Consider the following 17,246-nt stretch of genomic DNA (forward strand, 5'->3'; position numbering starts at 1 on the left):
ATATGGATGAAAAAAGGAAAAAGGATGCTGTTGACCACGAACATGAGAGTTACAAAGTACGTGATACTATCCCCTGAATGCACTGACGTCCTACCTTGTGACGTATCCACGATGATCTACGAATCAAAGCATGGCATAGAGGTAAAAGAGACTTGCTTTGGAGCCATCATCGAAGGCGAGGAGGACGCTATCGAGTCGCTGATCAAGGAGATCAGGGCCCTTGACCCAGCAGGGATTTTTATTAAGGACCGAGGATTCCTTCTGGGAGATCCCAGGCGCTGCCGAGGGGATGCCTCCGGATCTCCGTGCAAATTGCTCTGGATAACATCTGGCAGACGGAGCGGAAGCGTCAGGCCAGGCAGCTACATGATCGAGGCCGAGTCGAAGATGCTGCCCTTGATCTCCAGAGCTTTGGAGTCTATTGCCAAAGGCGAGATTTTATAAAATGAAAAAAATGTTGCTACTAGCGCATTGTTGCTGCCTCTTCATCCCGAAGCCCGGTCCCTTCGCATATCTCGCTCTTCGGATCGGTCCATTTCTCGCTAAAACCAAGAGCAAATGCCTGGTATACGAACTCCAGGAACACATGCTTATCAAGTGACTTGTGCAAAGAGGAGAGCACCTGCATGTAATCGTGAATTCGGTGGCTTTTTCCCGAAACGGCCGCAGAAATCTGTGCGCCGTAAAGGGCCATGACCTCTGGCATACAGCTTTTGGGAAGAGTGCCCCATACGAACTTGTCCCGCAGATGGACGAGAGCCGCCACGGCTGCTACCGTGAGAGGATCCTTGATTATATTCGAGAAGCTCTTCTCGAAGAGGTCGGCGTTGTCCCTGGACAGAAACTCTCCAATTCCCTGGCACATCTCTCTGCTGTCAGTTCCCAGCCTCTCCAGATGGGCCAGTGAGGAGCACTGGCCTGCAGCCGTCAGGCCGTTTTGAAGGGCGAGCGTCTCTAAGACGGCGTCGTGCATGGTGCGACCGATGAGCTCGCCCACCTTCGAGTGCTTGCCGGCAAACGATATTGCTTTTCCCCCAAGTTTTGATGCCACTGCAATCTGGTCTGTTCCAGTGCCCGTAGCAAGACCCTCTGAATATTTGGATCCAACCGCTAGCTCCTGAAGGGCAGCAGTCTTGGCCTCAGTGGCGGTGATGACTGCGGTGACCATGGCGCCCGGTGTCAGCTCCCGGTTGAGGAAGATCATGGCGTTTATTGTTCCCGGTCTTCTTTCGCATTCCAGATCTATTTGTCCTTTTGCGCTATCATCCTGCGGCTCGTAATAGGTGGCGGTATCCCCTGCCCTGCCTGCATTTCCCTCCACGCCACCGGTACATACTGTCACGACCTCAAGATCGCAAAACCTCTCGATGCAGATGGCGGCGTTGTTCATATTGGCTGCGGTTCCAAGCGTGGCACACTTTTGGAAAGGCAGGTTGTGGCGGTCGGCCACTTCTCTCTTGTAATCCTCCGGACTGTCAACCGCCAGCCGGTACATCCTGGCGTTCATGTGCCCTCCTGCCGGCTCACAGGACTGGTGGTTGTAAAGATACATGAGGTCGTCATGCATCCCGCCAGCGGAACTGCGACAGGTGGACAGGACCCGGTGAGGAGTCATGAGCCTGGCATAGACTATCTTCTCCTCTCGATATAGCTCAATTCCATCATAGAACTGTGCAAGCTTCATTTTTTTGGCCTCCTTTGTGAACCATTACTGGATTTTCCAGCATTTGATAAATCCAAAAGCACGTCGTAGTCTATGTTCTCCAGGAACCTCTTCTCTCTGGAGTCCTTCGTTCCGAGCCTTGCGATATTGATGGCATCTCCAGTCGGCGGAGAAGAGAGACGGATGACCTTTTCCTGAAATCGGGAGTAGCTGCATAAAAGGCTCTCTCCAATGGCCTGGAGCCCGGCGCAGTCTCCCCATTGATTGGCGACGGCCAGATGCATCTGCTCGCTCAGCCTCGCCTCCCATATGAATCTGGATTTAGCATCGTCCCAGAGGGCAGGCACACAGAGCACGTCGGCGCCAAGCTTTGCCAGCGAGTCTGCAGCCTCCGGAAACAGGAGGTCATGGCCTATGAGCATTCCTATCCTGGCAAAGGGGAGATCATATGCTGCAAAACCGCCGTCGCCGGGGGAGGCCCAGTTCCTATCGCGCCAAGAGAGGTGGACCGCCCTGTACTTGCCCACAATTCCATCGGGACCGATCAGGACGGAGCTGTTGTAGAATCCCAATTCATCCCTCTCAGGCATGCCCAGAACGATGAAGAGATCTCTTTCACCTGCCTTTTGGGAAAATAGATCGGTGACTTTGCCTGGTATCTCCTCCGAGCAGATCTCTGCCACCTCTGCACCGAAGATCGCCCCCGAGGTGGAGAGCTCCGGCAGGACGACCAGGTTGATCGTCGTTCCCTTCTCCCTGGCAGCCTTGGCCAGGGCATCATCTATGAGCCTAATCGCCCTTTTTGTATTTTCTACTACATTCCGGGGCTCAGAGCATAACTGCAGTGTCGCGGCTGTAAAATCGGCGGCTTGCGGCAAACCGAGAAGGAAATCGATGCTGATGTGAGAGTATGGATCCAGGGTTATGTTTCCATAGCATTGAGGCCTTCTCCCGCTCAAAGCATTTTGCGTCGTGACGCCATTTAGCGGCAAAGAGCCGTATATGATGGTATCATCAGGAGAGCTCATCTGAGCTACCGTCTCTCCCTGAGGATTTACTATGAAGGATTGTGCACCATTACAGTCCATCGTCTTGTCCATTCCCGTTCGGTTGCATGCCAGGACGTAAATGCCGTTTTCCAGGGATCTGGCCCGCCAGAATCTTTCAGGATTATGGTGCTCAGGAGGCCAGTTAGCCGGAACCAGCAGGACCCTAGCTCCCTGCAGGGCAGCAATCCTCGCCGGTCTATATGAGTATGAGTCGGCGCAGATCACCATACCGAGCGCGCCAAATTCGGTCTGAACCACGGGAACTGGGAGGTTGCCCTTAGCGGCCCATAGATTCTCCCGAAAGGCGGGGGATAATTTGCGGTATCTGGCCGCTACACCTTTGGTTGGCCCCAGCAAGGCCGCTGAATTGTAGAATATGCCCGTTCTCATGTCGTGCTCAGCCAGGCCAATGCAGATATAGCAGCCAAACTCATTCGCAATTAGGCCGAAGGCCTCAGTAGTGGGCCCGGGAATGCTCTCTGTGAGAGGAGCAATCTCCTTTCTGCTTAGAAAGGCATAGCCGGTAGTGGCAAGCTCGGTATTCACGATGAGACGGGCGCCATTTTGAGCCGCCTCTCTGTTCAAAGCCAATAGTCTGGCAATATTTTTATCTTTCTCCTTCCAGGAAATTGATGCATGAACGAGGGCAACTTTCAGCTCTTCACAGGGCATTTTATTAGCGGCTTCACTGCAATTTGGAGTCATTTGATTCATTCTCGCTGAATTATTTGATGTCTCTCGAAAGCTTTATTTAATCAATTCAACTAGCTCTAACTAAAAAAATGTTTCGTTATGCTAATGAGATTACGGGATGGATTATTACGAAGAAGGTCAAGATTGCCTATGTCACCACACAGGAAGCAAGCGACGTCTTCCCTCTCATATCTGCCTTAAAAGAGCTGATCCGCCAGCATGGAGAGGTAGCGGAGGTGGCCGTCAGATCCGGGGAAGACTTAAAAGACGTCGATCAATGGGAAGAGTTCGAGCATTTTGCCAGAAGCTGCCATATAGCCATCTTCAATCTGCACGGGGGGAAGAAGAGCCTTTCCTCCTTTGACGAATTGGTCCAGAGCTTGCAAGATAGCAGTGTCTCCATCTATGCGCAGTCTGCTTCAAATGAGCCTGAGATTGAGCTAATGAAGCTGTCAACAGTAGACGATGCCATCTACAGGAAAGTATCTCAGTATCTTGATTATGGTGGACGGAAGAACTTCTATAGCCTCATCCTCTACCTGGCCAACTATTTCATAGGATCGAATTATGAATTCTCCGAGCCCGCAAGGCCCATCTGGGAAGGCATCTATCATCCGGATTTCGACCACGTACCAACGCTGAAGGAGTATCTGCAGAGCAAGTGCGTTGCCGGCAGGCCGACTGTGGGCCTGTGGTTTTACCAGAGCCTCTGGCAGGCGGGAAACACACTCTTCATCGACAGGCTGATTGAGGAGATCGAGAGGCAAGGCGCAAATGTCATTCCCGTCTTCCTTCATGCCGCAAAGGACGTCGAGCGGGGGACGAAGGGAGCAGAGTGGGTGGTGGAAAACCTCTTCATGAAGGACGGCCGGCCTATAATAGACGTCTTGATCAGCACCCTCATGTTCTCGCTCTCCATCAAACCCTGGGAAGGATCGGACACCGGCGAGGGGCAGGAGGTCGCCAGATCTGAGGAGTGGTTCATAAAAAGGCTGAATGTGCCTGTGCTTAAGGCCATTGTGACCTACAACACTCTTGCTGACTGGAATGAGTCGCTTCAGGGCTGCAGCCCCATGGACATCTCCATGGGAATCGCCATGCCGGAGTTCGACGGAATGCTGATCACCGTCCCTGTAGCGGCCAGGGAGAGAACGGACATAGATCCACTGACCGGGGCGAGGGTCATCCGGTTCGAGCCGCTTCCCGAGCGCACGAACAAGATCGTACGCCTGAGCCTTAACTGGGCAAAGCTCCGGCATATTCCCAATTCCCAAAAGAAGGTGGCAATCATCTTCCACAACTACCCTCCCCGAGACGACCGCATAGGCACCGCATTCGGCCTGGACTCGCCCGTATCGGTCTTGAACATCATGAAGGCCATGGATGATGCGGGATATACGATCGAGAGAATGCCCGAGAATGGCCAGGCCCTGATCGAGGATGTGAAGAGCAGGCTTACCCTCGACCGGCGCTGGAGAAGCCCGGAAGAGCTGGCTAAGAGGGCAATAGACTCCGTTACTGAGGGTGATTACAAAGACTGGTTCGAGCAGCTTCCCGTGGCCGTACAGGAGAAGATGACCTCCGCCTGGGGAGAGGCGCCGGGAAAGCTTTTTGTTCATAAGAAAAACCTGATAATTCCAGGAGTCATCAACGGCAATATCTTCATCGGCCTTCAGCCCTCGCGCGGCTTTCTGGAGGACCCGGCCGCCATCTACCACAGCCCCGATCATCCCATTCCTCACCACTATTATGCCTACTATCGCTGGATTAGAGATGTCTTCCGGGCTGATCTCGTGATGCACATCGGAAAGCATGGGTCCTTGGAATGGCTTCCGGGAAAGTCGGTTGGGCTTTCGGATTCATGTTTCCCGGACATCGCCATATCCGATCTGCCCAACATCTATCCCTACATCATCAACAATCCTGGCGAGGGGACTCAAGCCAAGAGGAGGAGCTACTGCTGCATCATCGACCATCTGGTTCCTGTCATGCACAATGCCGATGCTTATGATGAGATGGCGGAGCTGGAGGTGATGCTCGCCGATTACTACCAGGCCGCCTCCGAGGACCAATCCAAACTGCCCACACAGAAGAAGATGATCTGGGAGAAGGTCTGCGAGGCAAAGCTGGACCATGACCTGGAGGTTGAAGAGGAAGAAGCGTTCTCGGATTTCGATAAATTCCTGGAAAAGCTGCATGAGTATCTGCACGAGATGGCGGACACTCAGATCAGGGACGGCCTCCATATCCTTGGCGAGCCGCCCGAGGGCTCGCGCCTGGACGAGTTCCTGGTTGCGCTCACCAGGCTTGCCAACGGTCAGGTACCCTCTCTCCGGCAGTCTCTGGCAGAGGCCATGGGCTATGATTATGATTATCTTCTGGACAATAGGGGGAAGATCGTTTCCGGGTCGAAGACCTGCGGGCAGGTGATTGATGATCTGAACTCTCTCGCCCTGCGGCTGGTGTCCGGTCTCCATGAGCAGGGGTTTGCCGTTGGGACGATTCCAGAACTGGTGGAAGAGATCCTGGGAAAGAGAAATCCCAAGATTGAAAAGGTGCTGGATTACATAGCCACGACGCTCGCGCCCAACATAGATGCGACAGTGGACGAGCTTTCAGCCATCCTTTGCGCCTCAGATGGAGGATTCGTCTCGCCCGGACCTTCCGGGGCTCCCACCCGGGGAATGGCAGACATTCTGCCCACGGGAAGAAATTTCTACTCCGTCGATCCCCAGGCCATACCATCTCAGGCGGCCTGGAAGGTGGGCGTCGCCCAGGCAGACGCCCTGCTTGAGCGCTATCTGGAGGACGAGGGCTGCTATCCGGAATCCCTGGGAATGGTCATCTGGGGCAGTCCCACCATGCGAACCAAGGGAGACGACATTGCCGAGGTCCTCTGCCTCATGGGGGTTCGGCCGGTCTGGGAGGAGAGGAGCGGCAGAGTAACAGGGATAGAGCTCATTCCCATAGAGGAGCTGCAGCGTCCTCGGATAGACGTTATGCTGCGCATCAGCGGTTTTTTCAGGGATGCATTTCCAAATATCGTGCATCTTGTTGATAGAGCAGTAGAGCTGGTGGCAGAGCAGAAGGAGCCGCCGGAGCAGAACTTCCTGGCAAAGCATGTATCTGCAGACATTTCTGAGAAGACGGCCGCTGGAATCGATGGAGAACAGGCCAAGACACTGGCCTGCTACCGCATATTCGGCTGCCGCCCCGGAGCCTACGGTGCAGGCGTCTCAGATGCCATCGACTCCAAGAACTGGAAGGATGAGAAAGACCTGGCCGAGATCTACGTAAAATGGGGCGGTTATGCTTACGGTCGCAAAAACTTCGGAGCGACCGTTCCCGATGAGTTCCGAAGGCGCCTCAGCCGTCTCGACCTGACTGTCAAGAACGAGGACACCCGGGAGTACGACATGCTGGACGGCGATGATTTCTACTCCTATCATGGCGGGATGATCGCAGCGGTCAAGGCATTGAAAGGCGAGCTTCCCCGTTCGTACTGCGGCGACAGCTCAGATCCTGACAGGGTGAAGACCAGGAGCACTGTTGAGGAGACCAAGCATATCTTCCGGGCCCGCATCCTCAATCCCAAATGGATCGAGAGCATGAAGCGTCACGGTTACAAGGGCGCTGGCGACATATCCAGGATGGTGGACATCGCCTTCGGCTGGGATGCCACTGCCGAGGTTCTTGAGGACTGGATGTACGAGGAGCTGGCGAACAAGTACGCTCTGGATAAGGATATGCAGGAGTGGCTGAAAAAAGTGAACCCCCATGCTCTGCAGAACATCGCCGAGAGGCTGCTCGAGGCAGTGGAGAGGGGGATGTGGCAGGCAACTGAGGAGATGAAGGAGGAGCTTCGGGACGTCTATCTGGATATCGAGGGGTGGATCGAGGACGATCAACCACAAACCGATGCAAGTTCGGGAAGCTAAGAATTAAAACTGGTAAAATGCCCGAGGAAAGCCCCGGCCTTCTGGCTTTATCCGTAACAAGTGACTGCAACCTCCGCTGCCGCTACTGCTATGCCCGCGGCGGCGAGTCGAGCGCCTCGATGAACTGGATCACTGCCAGGCGGGCCATCGACGTGATGGCGGAATGCTTCGATGGCTTTAAGATCCAGTTCACAGGCGGCGAGCCCCTACTTAATCTCAACCTCATAGAGTGGGCGGTAGATTATCTCAGCGAGCTGGGCCTGCACGTTCCCTGCCAGGTTCAGACCAACGCCACCCTCATCACTTCCGATGTTGCCGGAAGGCTGAATGATCTTAAAATCGGAATAGGCGTGAGCCTGGATGGCCCTCCATCAGTGAACGATCGTATCCGACCCTTTTCCAGCGGACGTGGCGGCTCCGCCAAATCTGCACTGAATGGAATTATGGCCCTTAGAGAGGCAGGAATTCGGGTCGGCGCGACCTGTGTTCTCACCAGGGCCAATGCTGGGGCGCTTGCGGGGCTCGTGGAGCTGTGCAGCTACCTTGGCAACATTGAGGGAATCGCAATCGACTTCCTAAGGCAAGCGGGCCGGGGCGATAACTCAATGCAGCCAGATGCAGTCGTCGCTTCCAGAGGCATTGAGGCAGCCATAGAGCGTGCAGAAGGCCTGGCCCAAATGGGCGGAAGCCTGGTGCGATTCAGGGAACTGGAGAGAATGCGCAATACTGTAGAAGAAGGAAGAGAGAGGCTTCATCATTGCTACTTTGATGCCTGTCGGTCTGTTGTTGTAATGCCCGGCGGCGAGGCCTTTGCCTGTCCTTCCATGCTCCGTCCGGAGCTTCGGCTGGGTAATATTGAGGAGCCGGATTTCGCAAAGAGGCTGATAGGGCGAATGGTTCGGGCACGAAGATCTGTGCAGGACCCTCAGGAATGCCGGACCTGCCGGGATCGCTGGCTTTGCGGCGGGCCTTGCCTGGCACATTGTGTTCCTGAATCGAACTTGAGGGTGGAATGCGCCGTCAAGAGGGCCTTCATGAGGCACCTCAGATCATCCTCGCTGATCCCTCCCTCCACCATCAGCCTGCTAAAGACCCAGAGCAGTAGTGAGTAGCTGCAGTCATACTTCTCGTCAGTCTCATTTCGCTTCTCGGTCAGAAAGTTATGAATCCGCCACAGGCCTGCCGGCTCTCTGATTCCAGAGGCCATCCTGGGCACTCTCTCCGCGATGACCGTGCACTCACGCTCGTAGGCGGCCCGGTAGGCCCGGGCGCACAATCTCCTTATCGAGGCACCACTGGCGAAGGGCCCTCTTCATCTCTCCTTATTTTTCCAGCAATCTCTCAAGCGCGGTCTTTTCCAGCTTAAGCGAGGCCAACCTACACTCGACCTCAGCGATCTCCTTCTTGATCTTTCGGAGTTCGGTCCTGTTCTTGGCCTTGTTCAGGTACTCTTTCCCTAGCTCTTCGGCGATGTACTCCTCGAGCTGGCGTCTCAAGACCTTGATGTAAGGATTTCCATAGATGCTTCCCTCGCGGAACTCAAGCTTTCCTGCGTTGATTCCCTTGATTATGAACTCCCGGTCCACGCCATACTCCTTCTTTGCCGTCACATCGCTGAGGCTCGCGCCCTTTCGGTTCCATTCACCGTATTCCGCCATTTTACCCTCTGCTCTTTATTGCGATCTGTGCCTCAGCCTCGTTCGCCTCGGCGATTCCGGCGATCAGGACATCGAAGGAGTTTATGCATGCACAGATATTTGGATCTGCCGCCAGTGGCCGTTCTTCAGCAGCCGCATCCCGTTCAGCGTAACCAGCAGCGATGCGCCCAAATCATTAATAATTCGGCGTAAACCCTGCTGTCAACGATTACTATCAACCTGATTATCATGTACAGAAGCAGTTGTGGTTTCGAGTCGGTTAGGTTTTCGAAATTTCCCGAAACGCTTAAATACAATCTAATTTGTATTAAATCCAATTTTGTTTACTATGGAAGAATGGCATGATAGATAACAAATTCTGGGTTTTGATCTGCTTGGGCATCGTTCTGGAGGCCTATGTCTCTATCAAAGACTGAGGTGATGGGCGAATACCAGAGCTATATGGGCAAGAGGGCGCTCTTCTTCCTGATACTGCTGCTGGGGACCGCATTGCTGGCGAGCATGGCCGTCACCCTCGGTTCTGCAAGTCTCAGCATTAAGGAGGTCTATGTTGCCATCATGGCCAGGTTTCTTCCCGACTACTTTGAATCAACGTCATATGCAAACACCATCGTCTGGGGCCTCCGCCTCGATCGGATCCTCATGGGCATACTGTCAGGCATGGGATTGGCGATCGCAGGCGCAGCCATGCAGGGCATCTTGAAGAATCCACTGGCCAGCGAATTCACCCTGGGCGTATCTTCAGCAGCCGGCTTCGGTGCAGCCCTGGCCATAGTGCTCGGTGCCGGATTTGTGGGAGGAGAGTACCTGGTAATCGGCAATGCGTTCATCTTCACATTGATCGCATCCTTCACCGTCTACGGCCTTGCCAAGTACAAAGGCATAACTCCAGAAACTCTGATCCTGGCAGGAATCGCCATCATGTACCTGTTCAGTGCCATGACATCGTTTCTGCAGTATGTTGGACATGCAGAACAGGTGCAGGAGGTCGTTTTTTGGATGATGGGCTCCCTGGGCAAATCCTCCTGGGAAAAGGCCGGAATAATTTCAGCAATTCTGGCAGTCTGTCTACCTTATCTGATCATCAAGTCATGGGACATCAATGCCATGGGGGCAGGTGACGAGACTGCCAAGAGCCTGGGAGTGAACGTCGAGAGGACACGCGTTATCAGCATGGTGCTGGTCTCGCTCATAACTGCCAGCATAATCTGCTTTACTGGAACCATCGGCTTTGTGGGATTGGTGGCTCCTCATATCACCAGGATGATCATAGGGGGAGATCACCGGTTTCTTCTGCCGGGCTCGGCCCTGGTGGGCGCTCTGCTTCTCCTCGGTGCTGACACCCTTGCCAGGACGATCCTCGCGCCGGTAATACTTCCTGTGGGCATAATGACATCGTTTTTGGGTGTCCCGTTCTTCGTTTATCTCTTCATGAAAAGGAGGAAGGTGTTTTGGTAAATATCACTATAAAGAGCCTGACATTCGGCTACAATGGCTCCATGATCCTGGACAACCTCAATCTGGTGGTCGAGGATTCGGAAGTGCTGGGGCTGGTCGGCCCAAACGGCTCGGGCAAGACCACTCTGATCAAATGCATGGATAAAATACTCAAGCCCAAAGGAAGCATATTAATCGATGGCAGAGATATCGATACTGTAAGCAGAACTGAGCTTGCCAAACGCCTGGGGTATGTTCCTCAGTCCAGCTCGACTCCTCTGGCCACTACCGTTTTTGATACAGTTCTCATGGGCAGGAGGCCGCATATAAGCTGGCGCGTATCAGACTCCGATCTCGATAAGGTAGCAGATATCCTGGGGCTTTTGCATTTGGAATATTTGGCCATGAGGGACTTCTCCCAGCTATCCGGGGGTCAGAAGCAGAAGGTTCTGATTGCCAGGGCTCTGGCCCAGGAGCCGGAGGTGCTGCTACTGGATGAGCCCACCTCAAGTCTGGACATGAAACACCAGCTCGAGGTCATGGAGACGATATCGTCCCTGGTCAAAGAGAAGAAGATCTCTGCGGTCATGGCACTTCATGATCTGAATCTGGCCTCCATGTTCGTGGACAAGCTGGCGATCCTGAAAGGCGGAAAGATCTACGCAGCAGGAGAACCTATTGATCTTTTAAATGCCAAGAATATCCGGGATGTGTACGGAGTCGAGGCCGTGGTGATGAATAACCTCGACAGGCCGTACATCGTTCCTTTGCGATCACTTAACGAAGGCGTAGCATAAGGTGAAGAAATGCATCATATCAAAAGAAGGACCATTCCTTTTACATCCATTGTGGGCCAGGAGGACATGAAGTTTGCATTAATCCTGAATGCGATCAATCCGCGCATAGGCGGCGTGCTGATAAGAGGTGATAAAGGAACCGCTAAATCAACCGCTGTGCGAGCCCTAGCTGACCTCCTTGAGGATATTGTTGTGGTAGAGGACTGCCCTTTCAACTGCAATCCCAGAAATGTGGAGGAGATGTGCGACCTTTGCTTTGACAGGAGTCAGAGAGGCCAGATTAAAGAAGCTTCACGCAAGACCCCGGTGATCGACCTTCCCCTGGGTGCAACAGAGGATCGGGTTGTGGGATCGTTGAATGTAGAAAGGGCAATCAAAGAGGGAATCCGGGCCCTGGAGCCGGGAATTCTGGCTGCTGCCAACAGGGGTATACTGTACATCGACGAGGTGAATCTCCTGGATGATCACGTGGCAGACGTGCTGCTGGACTCCGCTGCCATGGGGGTGAACATCGTGGAACGCGAGGGCGTGTCCGTTGCCCATCCGTCTAAGTTTATCCTTGTGGGCACCATGAATCCCGAGGAGGGAGAGCTGAGACCGCAGCTGCTGGACAGATTCGGGCTGCAGGTAAATGTTGTCGGCATCGAGGATGTAGATCAGAGAATGCTGATTGCCAAGACGGCGGAACGGTTTGATGCCGACCCTGAGGGCTTCTCAAAAGAGCAGCAGGCTCTTCAGGATGGTCTTAAGGGGAAGATCTCTGCTGCCAGGGAGATCCTTGGCAGGGTGACTATGAGCGATGATCTTCTGAGAATCATAGCCTCTACCTGCATCGACCTGGGGGTCAAGACCCACAGGGCAGAGATAGTGATCTCCAGAACGGCCAAGACCATAGCTGCTTTTGAAGGAAGGACGGAGGCGAACCAGGAGGATGTGAAGAAGGCCATGGAGCTGGCGCTGGCTCACAGGATGAGGAGCAGGCCCTTTGAGCCGCCGACCCTTAACAAAGATAAGCTGGAAAAGTCCATGGAAAAGCAGCAGCAAGACCAGCAGCAACAAAAGCAACAGCAACAAGAGCAACAGCCGCAAGAGCAGCAACCAAAGCAGCCTCCCCAGCAGAAAAAACAGGAGCAACAGCCCGAGAGTTCCGATCAACAGGAGGACTCTGATCAGGCTCAGGCTGCATCACCGCAAGAGCAGATCTTCGAGATCGGAGCGCCAATAGATGTGCGGCAGATCAATATGCCTCGAAAGAGGGACAAGATTTTTCGCAGAAAAACCAGTGGCAGGAGGATAAACACCCTTGCACTGCAAAACTCCGGAAGGTACCTGAGACAGAGGATGCCTAAAGAGGGAAAAGATATCGCCATCGATGCCACCATTCGTGCTGCAGCTCCATATCAAAAGGCCAGATCAGGACCCAATGCCATTAAAGTGAAGAGCGAGGACATTCGAGAGAAGGAGCGGGTGCGAAAGACGTCGGCCATGCTGCTCTTTGTGGTAGATGGCAGTGGCTCAATGGGTGCCATGCAGAGGATGGAAAGCGCCAAGGGAGCAGTCCTCTCCTTGCTCATGGAATCCTACCAGAAAAGGGACAAGATTGGGATGGTGGCCTTTAGGGGAACGGAGGCAGAGCTGATACTTCCTCCCTCTTCCAGCGTGGATCTGGCCTTAAGCAGGCTAAAGGAGCTACCCACTGGCGGCAAGACGCCGCTTTCTGCAGGTCTGTCCCGCGGATTGCAGCTGTTGCAGGGCGAGATGAGGAAAGATGCAGAGACAAAGCTCATGATGGTCCTCGTATCCGATGGCAGGGCCAATGTGGGAATGGGCGGAAAGATCAAAGACGAGCTGATGGAAATCTCGGAAAGGACAAAGCAGCTCGGAGTCCACACCATTGTCATAGATACCGAGGTGGTGGATTCGTCATTCATGGAGATGAGGCTCGGCTACTGCCGGGAGATCGCAGAGATGACCGGCGGAAAATATTATCCGATATCGGGCTTGAGCTCCGAGGCGCTCTACAGCATTGTGGATGATGAGCAGAAGCTGCTCCTCGAGGCCAACACTTGATCTTTTGGGCGTTGTGATTGGGATGATAGAAATATCGAATCTAATTAAAGAGTACTCCGGAAAAAGGGTAGTTGATATCCAAAGCCTTCAGGTTGATCCCGGAGAGCTCTTCGGATTTCTGGGGCCGAATGGTGCCGGAAAGACTACTACAATCCGAATTCTCACCACGCTTACAAAGCCCACCTCCGGGAGAGCGCTCATCAACGGCTCTGATGTGGTCAGGGACCTATCCAAGGTAAAGCTGGAGTTCGGCATAGTTCAGCAGCACCTGAGCCTGAACAAAGACCTGACAATCGCTGAGAACTTGGAGCTTCATGCAAGGCTTCATCATCTGCCCAAAGCACAGAGAACGAAAAGGATATCTGAACTGCTCGATTATGTGGAGCTGTCCGAGCACGCAGACTATCTCATAGATGATGTCTCAGGCGGCATGAAGAGGAGAGCCATGATCGCCAGGGCTCTTATCCACAGGCCGAAGCTGCTAGTTCTGGATGAGCCGACGGTGGGATTGGATGCTCAAACCCGTCGAAAGGTCTGGGATCTCATTCGGAAAATGAACTCAGATGGTACAACGGTCTTCTTAACCACCCACTATATCGAGGAGGCTGAGGCCTTATGCGAAAGAGTGGGCATCCTTCATAAAGGAAAGATGATTGCCATTGGGTCTCCTTTGGGTCTCCGCCAGAAGCTGGGAATGGTAGCAGTCGAGATGCAGACTAATGGAAACGGCACGCAGTATAGATATTTTCCCGATAGGTCGCTCGCTGCCCAGTTCGTTCAGGGACTGCCAGGAACCAATAAGCTGGCCATGCGAGAGTCGAACCTGGAGGATGTCTTTGTTGAACTGACCGGTCAGAAGGTCATGGAGAGTTAATATGGATGCTTATAACATACTTTGGGCGGACCTTGTGACCCTGAAGCGCCACTGGTCCAGATACCTCATCACCACTTTGATGAGCCCACTGCTTTATCTGGTGGCATTTGGCTGGGGACTGGGGCGAAGCATAAATCTCAATGGAACAAGCTATCTCGAGTTCGTGATACCGGGAATCATCGCTCTCACCGCCATGACCACCAGCTTCAACGGCGCAAGCACGAGGCTCAACGTCGATCGTCTCTACTACAAGAGCTTTGATGAATGTCTCATGGCCCCAATCGGACTGCCCTCCATGCTCATGGGAAAGGCGATGATCGGGGTGGTGAGGGGCTTAATGAGTTCCTTCGTATTTATCGCTGTAGCCTTTCTCATCGCACCTACCATTCATATCGGTTCGCCTTTTCTGGTTGGTCTTCTTCTGACCTGCCTTACATTCGCCTTTCTGGGAGTTCTGGCGGCTCTGCTGGCGAGGTCTCATGAGGACATGGCTACCTTCGCAAGCTTGATCTTGATGCCCATGACCTTTCTGGGCGGAACCTTCTTCTCTCTATCCCAGGTCCCATCCGGGCTGAAGTATGCTCTCTATGCTCTGCCGCTAACCCATTCCAGCCTGTTTCTGCGAGCCGCAGCCCTAGACCAGCCCCTGCCCTGGACCTCTTTGTTAATACTTCTGGTCTTCTTTGCAGCGTTTCTGGCGGGAGGGATGGTGGTCTTGAGGAGGATCAGCATTTAAAATCCATGCTATGCCGGTGAGGATATCAGGAATGATGCTGGCCGCTCTTATCGCCGCCAGCGTGATCAGCTTTGCCGGCGCCAGGGCTTTTCGGAGCCCTGCTGCTATTGGGAGAGGACCGGGTGGCCAGGACCATCATGGCTCCAGCCAATTTTCCGGTGGATACGATGACCGCCTTCATGGGAGCGCCATTATTTCTGTATCTGTTTTAAAAATTAGAGGGGGGTGTTTTGGAATAGATCACCCTTCCTATTTTACTGGCGCATCGGGATAGACCTGGTATATGTCCTCGATATCCATGTTTAAGTACTTCTGCAGCAGCTCTCCATGAACAGCTCTCGGATCGATATCCTGGAATAGATCGGGATGCAGCCACTTGGCATAATAGAGCATAGCAGCCATCTCGGACAGGCCGCTGGACATCTTAATGTCAGTGATATAGACCCGTCCCGTCTTGACTGCATCGATGCTCTCAAACCCAGGCAGGGAGATGATCTCCATTCGCTTGGCCTTCATCTCTTCGATGGTAGGAGTTGTGCCATCGTACTGCTCAGAGGTCATGGAGTAGACTATCACCTCTGGATCTTCCTCGATAACCCATTCCATATCGACATGAGGCACTTTAGTTTGCAGGTCAGCTGCTATATTTTTGCCCCCTGCCTCTGCTATCCTGACATGTCCCGTCGAATCCCGGTTGCCCGTCCAATCAAAGTGGCCCATGGACATGAAATAGACCGAAGGCCGATCTTCATCGGGCATCGTCCCCGTTCGATCCAGGACGGAATCATAGTATCCGGAGATGTCATTGGCCATATCTCGGGCATCTTCCTCTTCTCCTAGGATCCTGCCCAGGTCCTCGATCATCGGAATCAAGGCGTTGATGTGCAAAAGGCGGTATCTGAGCACAGGAATTCCATAGTCTGTCAGCTTTTGCTCGTCCTCCTCAGGGAAGAGGCCTCCTGTCTTGGCAATCACCAGATCGGGGTTCAGCTCGATTATCCTCTCCAGGTCTGCATTTCGACTGGACTTCCCGATGCTCTCTTTTTCCAGCAGTGCAGGGGGCATATCGCAGTCGTCGGTAACGGCAATTATCCGATCTGATTCTCCCAGAGCATAGATCACCTCTGCCGCTCCTGGGGATAGGCATATGATGCTGCTTGGATTGAAGGGCACAGTCACATTTCTGCCCTCTTCGTCGGTGATGGCGATCATCTCATCCGCTGCCAATGCAGGTACAAGCATAACAGCGATTATGATCAATAAAGCGATTGCTCTCATTCGGTAACCCCATTCATATATTTCTGATTGATCTCATCTGATTAAATTATTTTTTCTTTTTTCAAGCATAATTGAATTCGATATCGGCTTAAATAGTATTTGGTCGAGTTCACTGTAAAGAATAATTGATTGCAGTCAAATTTGCTTAATCAAGTAAATTATAGTTTCATTAAATTTTCTTTAATTAGTGATTTTTCGCAAAAAAGACCACAAACTATTTCAATGAAGCTGAGCTATTTAGAGCGTGAGGAGTTTTGTATGCTGGACAAGTTTATGTCTGAACATCTATTTGGCAAGAGCATTGAAGTCTACTTCGGGGGAGATGAGAAGGAGAGGATGCGTGGCAAACTGGTGGGCAGCGCTGATGGAGTCATTGTCTTGGAGAATAATGATAGAAGGGATTACGTAAATGTGGAAAAGGTGGTTGCAGCCTGGGAAGTATGATCCGCAAAACCTTTCACTGGATTTCTGGTTGCACACCGACATTCAGATCAGAGCCTGATGAAAAAAGCGCAAAGAACTGCCTTCTGCAATAGAAGCTAGAAGGGCCGTATTTTATTCTTCACTTTCGGTGGTCTTCTTAACACTCATGCTTTTTCGCCTTTGAGAAGGACTTCGACATCTGCCCACTCTGAGTCAAACTGCTGGACCTTGGATCTTCAAGAGATATAAATACGGCGAAGAGCGCCAATATATTAAAACTCTCCCACCTCTATCAATCTCATGTAATACATTGATATACTTGTAATACGAATATTATCCTGGTGATTCAAATCTCCACATCCGCCTCAGTTCGGCTTCCCGATGACATCGCCCGCGGCCTTGAAGACCTTGCCAGTGCGCTCGATCGTCCCAAGACTTACATCATCCGAAAGGCGATCGAGGCTTATCTGGAAGAGTATGCAGATTACTTCATCGCTCTGGAACGAATGAATGACAAGGACGACAGGATCGTCTCTGCTGGAGAGATGAGGGAGCTTCTTGGCCTGCAAGATTGAATATAAATCTTCGGTCTCGCGAGACCTGAGGCATCTGGATAAAAATATAGCTAAG

The 17,246-nt window shown here is 52.8% G+C and carries 15 protein-coding genes and 1 pseudogene; 11 read left to right on the top strand and 5 right to left on the bottom strand.

The features are described 5' to 3' along the window. Positions 1-444, top strand: a 444-nt coding sequence (locus BP822_RS04925; RefSeq protein ID WP_286877847.1) for a methanogenesis marker protein 6, incomplete at its 5' end; no start/stop codon positions are given. A gap of 19 nt (positions 445-463) precedes the next feature. On the opposite strand, the gene BP822_RS04930 is transcribed toward BP822_RS04925, so the two are convergent. Next, positions 464-1,684 carry an adenosylcobinamide amidohydrolase gene (locus BP822_RS04930; protein WP_286877848.1) on the bottom strand — a complete coding sequence of 407 codons (1,221 nt, stop codon included), beginning with the start codon at positions 1,682-1,684 and terminating at the stop codon, positions 464-466. Beyond that, positions 1,681-3,426 carry a carbon-nitrogen hydrolase family protein gene (locus BP822_RS04935; protein ID WP_324306671.1) on the bottom strand — a complete coding sequence of 582 codons (1,746 nt, stop codon included), beginning with the start codon at positions 3,424-3,426 and terminating at the stop codon, positions 1,681-1,683. Before BP822_RS04935 ends, BP822_RS04930 begins: the two co-directional genes overlap by 4 nt. A 68-nt stretch (positions 3,427-3,494) precedes the next feature. On the opposite strand from BP822_RS04935, the gene cobN reads away from it, so the two are divergent. Next, positions 3,495-7,343: a cobaltochelatase subunit CobN gene (gene cobN / locus BP822_RS04940; protein ID WP_286877849.1), complete on the top strand. Its 3,849-nt coding sequence runs from the start codon at positions 3,495-3,497 to the stop codon at positions 7,341-7,343. Between the two features lie 17 nt (positions 7,344-7,360). Then, a complete protein-coding gene (locus BP822_RS04945; protein ID WP_273271174.1) occupies positions 7,361-8,455 on the top strand; it encodes a radical SAM/SPASM domain-containing protein in 1,095 nt (364 codons plus the stop codon). On the opposite strand, the pseudogene BP822_RS12945 reads toward BP822_RS04945, so the two are convergent. Then, a pseudogene (locus BP822_RS12945) lies at positions 8,422-8,619 on the bottom strand (hypothetical protein); the annotation flags it as partial. The gene BP822_RS04945 and the pseudogene BP822_RS12945 overlap by 34 nt on opposite strands. A 46-nt stretch (positions 8,620-8,665) precedes the next feature. Next, a complete protein-coding gene (locus BP822_RS04950) occupies positions 8,666-9,001 on the bottom strand; it encodes a hypothetical protein (protein ID WP_013718547.1) in 336 nt (111 codons plus the stop codon). Between the two features lie 396 nt (positions 9,002-9,397). Between BP822_RS04950 and BP822_RS04955 the strand changes: the two genes are divergently transcribed. The 6 genes from BP822_RS04955 to BP822_RS04980 all read left to right on the top strand — a co-directional run bounded on the left by BP822_RS04955 (position 9,398) and on the right by BP822_RS04980 (position 15,127). Next, positions 9,398-10,459, top strand: coding sequence for a FecCD family ABC transporter permease (locus BP822_RS04955; RefSeq protein WP_273279023.1), 1,062 nt, complete (start codon positions 9,398-9,400; stop codon positions 10,457-10,459). Beyond that, positions 10,453-11,235: an ABC transporter ATP-binding protein gene (locus tag BP822_RS04960; protein WP_013718549.1), complete on the top strand. Its 783-nt coding sequence runs from the start codon at positions 10,453-10,455 to the stop codon at positions 11,233-11,235. The genes BP822_RS04955 and BP822_RS04960 overlap by 7 nt, the downstream gene beginning before the upstream one ends. 9 nt (positions 11,236-11,244) lie before the next feature. Further along, a complete protein-coding gene (locus BP822_RS04965) occupies positions 11,245-13,305 on the top strand; it encodes a putative cobaltochelatase (protein WP_273279024.1) in 2,061 nt (686 codons plus the stop codon). 22 nt (positions 13,306-13,327) lie between these two features. Next, complete coding sequence (locus BP822_RS04970) at positions 13,328-14,179, top strand: ABC transporter ATP-binding protein (RefSeq protein ID WP_048132839.1); 852 nt, start codon at positions 13,328-13,330, stop codon at positions 14,177-14,179. A 1-nt stretch (position 14,180) separates the two neighbouring features. After that, positions 14,181-14,915: an ABC transporter permease gene (locus BP822_RS04975; protein ID WP_013718552.1), complete on the top strand. Its 735-nt coding sequence runs from the start codon at positions 14,181-14,183 to the stop codon at positions 14,913-14,915. 122 nt (positions 14,916-15,037) lie between these two features. Continuing rightward, on the top strand, positions 15,038-15,127 hold the full coding sequence (locus tag BP822_RS04980) for a hypothetical protein (RefSeq protein ID WP_232844367.1): 90 nt from the start codon (positions 15,038-15,040) through the stop codon (positions 15,125-15,127). A 37-nt stretch (positions 15,128-15,164) separates the two neighbouring features. Here BP822_RS04980 and BP822_RS04985 read toward each other — a convergent pair whose 3' ends face one another. Next, positions 15,165-16,193 carry an ABC transporter substrate-binding protein gene (locus BP822_RS04985; RefSeq protein WP_286877851.1) on the bottom strand — a complete coding sequence of 343 codons (1,029 nt, stop codon included), beginning with the start codon at positions 16,191-16,193 and terminating at the stop codon, positions 15,165-15,167. Positions 16,194-16,451: 258 nt separating this feature from the next. Here BP822_RS04985 and BP822_RS04990 point away from each other — a divergent pair, with 258 nt between their 5' ends. Both BP822_RS04990 and relB read left to right on the top strand, forming a co-directional pair. After that, complete coding sequence (locus BP822_RS04990; protein WP_013718555.1) at positions 16,452-16,637, top strand: MM0924 family protein; 186 nt, start codon at positions 16,452-16,454, stop codon at positions 16,635-16,637. Positions 16,638-16,957: 320 nt separating this feature from the next. Continuing rightward, positions 16,958-17,191 carry a type II toxin-antitoxin system RelB family antitoxin gene (gene relB / locus BP822_RS04995; RefSeq protein WP_013718556.1) on the top strand — a complete coding sequence of 78 codons (234 nt, stop codon included), beginning with the start codon at positions 16,958-16,960 and terminating at the stop codon, positions 17,189-17,191. Positions 17,192-17,246 lie beyond the last annotated feature (55 nt).

Source organism: Methanosaeta sp. UBA458 (genome assembly GCF_002496085.1).
GTDB lineage: Archaea > Halobacteriota > Methanosarcinia > Methanotrichales > Methanotrichaceae > Methanothrix > Methanothrix soehngenii.

Excerpts from the sequence above, each read along its gene's own strand:
- BP822_RS04930 (WP_286877848.1), bottom strand. The coding sequence starts at position 1,684 with ATGAAGCTTGCACAGTTCTATGATGGAATTGAGCTATATCGAGAGGAG.
- BP822_RS04935 (WP_324306671.1), bottom strand. The coding sequence starts at position 3,426 with ATGAATCAAATGACTCCAAATTGCAGTGAAGCCGCTAATAAAATGCCC.
- cobN (WP_286877849.1), top strand. The coding sequence starts at position 3,495 with ATGTTTCGTTATGCTAATGAGATTACGGGATGGATTATTACGAAGAAG.
- BP822_RS04945 (WP_273271174.1), top strand. The coding sequence starts at position 7,361 with ATGCCCGAGGAAAGCCCCGGCCTTCTGGCTTTATCCGTAACAAGTGAC.
- BP822_RS04950 (WP_013718547.1), bottom strand. The coding sequence starts at position 9,001 with ATGGCGGAATACGGTGAATGGAACCGAAAGGGCGCGAGCCTCAGCGAT.
- BP822_RS04955 (WP_273279023.1), top strand. The coding sequence starts at position 9,398 with ATGTCTCTATCAAAGACTGAGGTGATGGGCGAATACCAGAGCTATATG.
- BP822_RS04965 (WP_273279024.1), top strand. The coding sequence starts at position 11,245 with ATGCATCATATCAAAAGAAGGACCATTCCTTTTACATCCATTGTGGGC.
- BP822_RS04970 (WP_048132839.1), top strand. The coding sequence starts at position 13,328 with ATGATAGAAATATCGAATCTAATTAAAGAGTACTCCGGAAAAAGGGTA.
- BP822_RS04975 (WP_013718552.1), top strand. The coding sequence starts at position 14,181 with ATGGATGCTTATAACATACTTTGGGCGGACCTTGTGACCCTGAAGCGC.
- BP822_RS04985 (WP_286877851.1), bottom strand. The coding sequence starts at position 16,193 with ATGAGAGCAATCGCTTTATTGATCATAATCGCTGTTATGCTTGTACCT.
- BP822_RS04990 (WP_013718555.1), top strand. The coding sequence starts at position 16,452 with ATGCTGGACAAGTTTATGTCTGAACATCTATTTGGCAAGAGCATTGAA.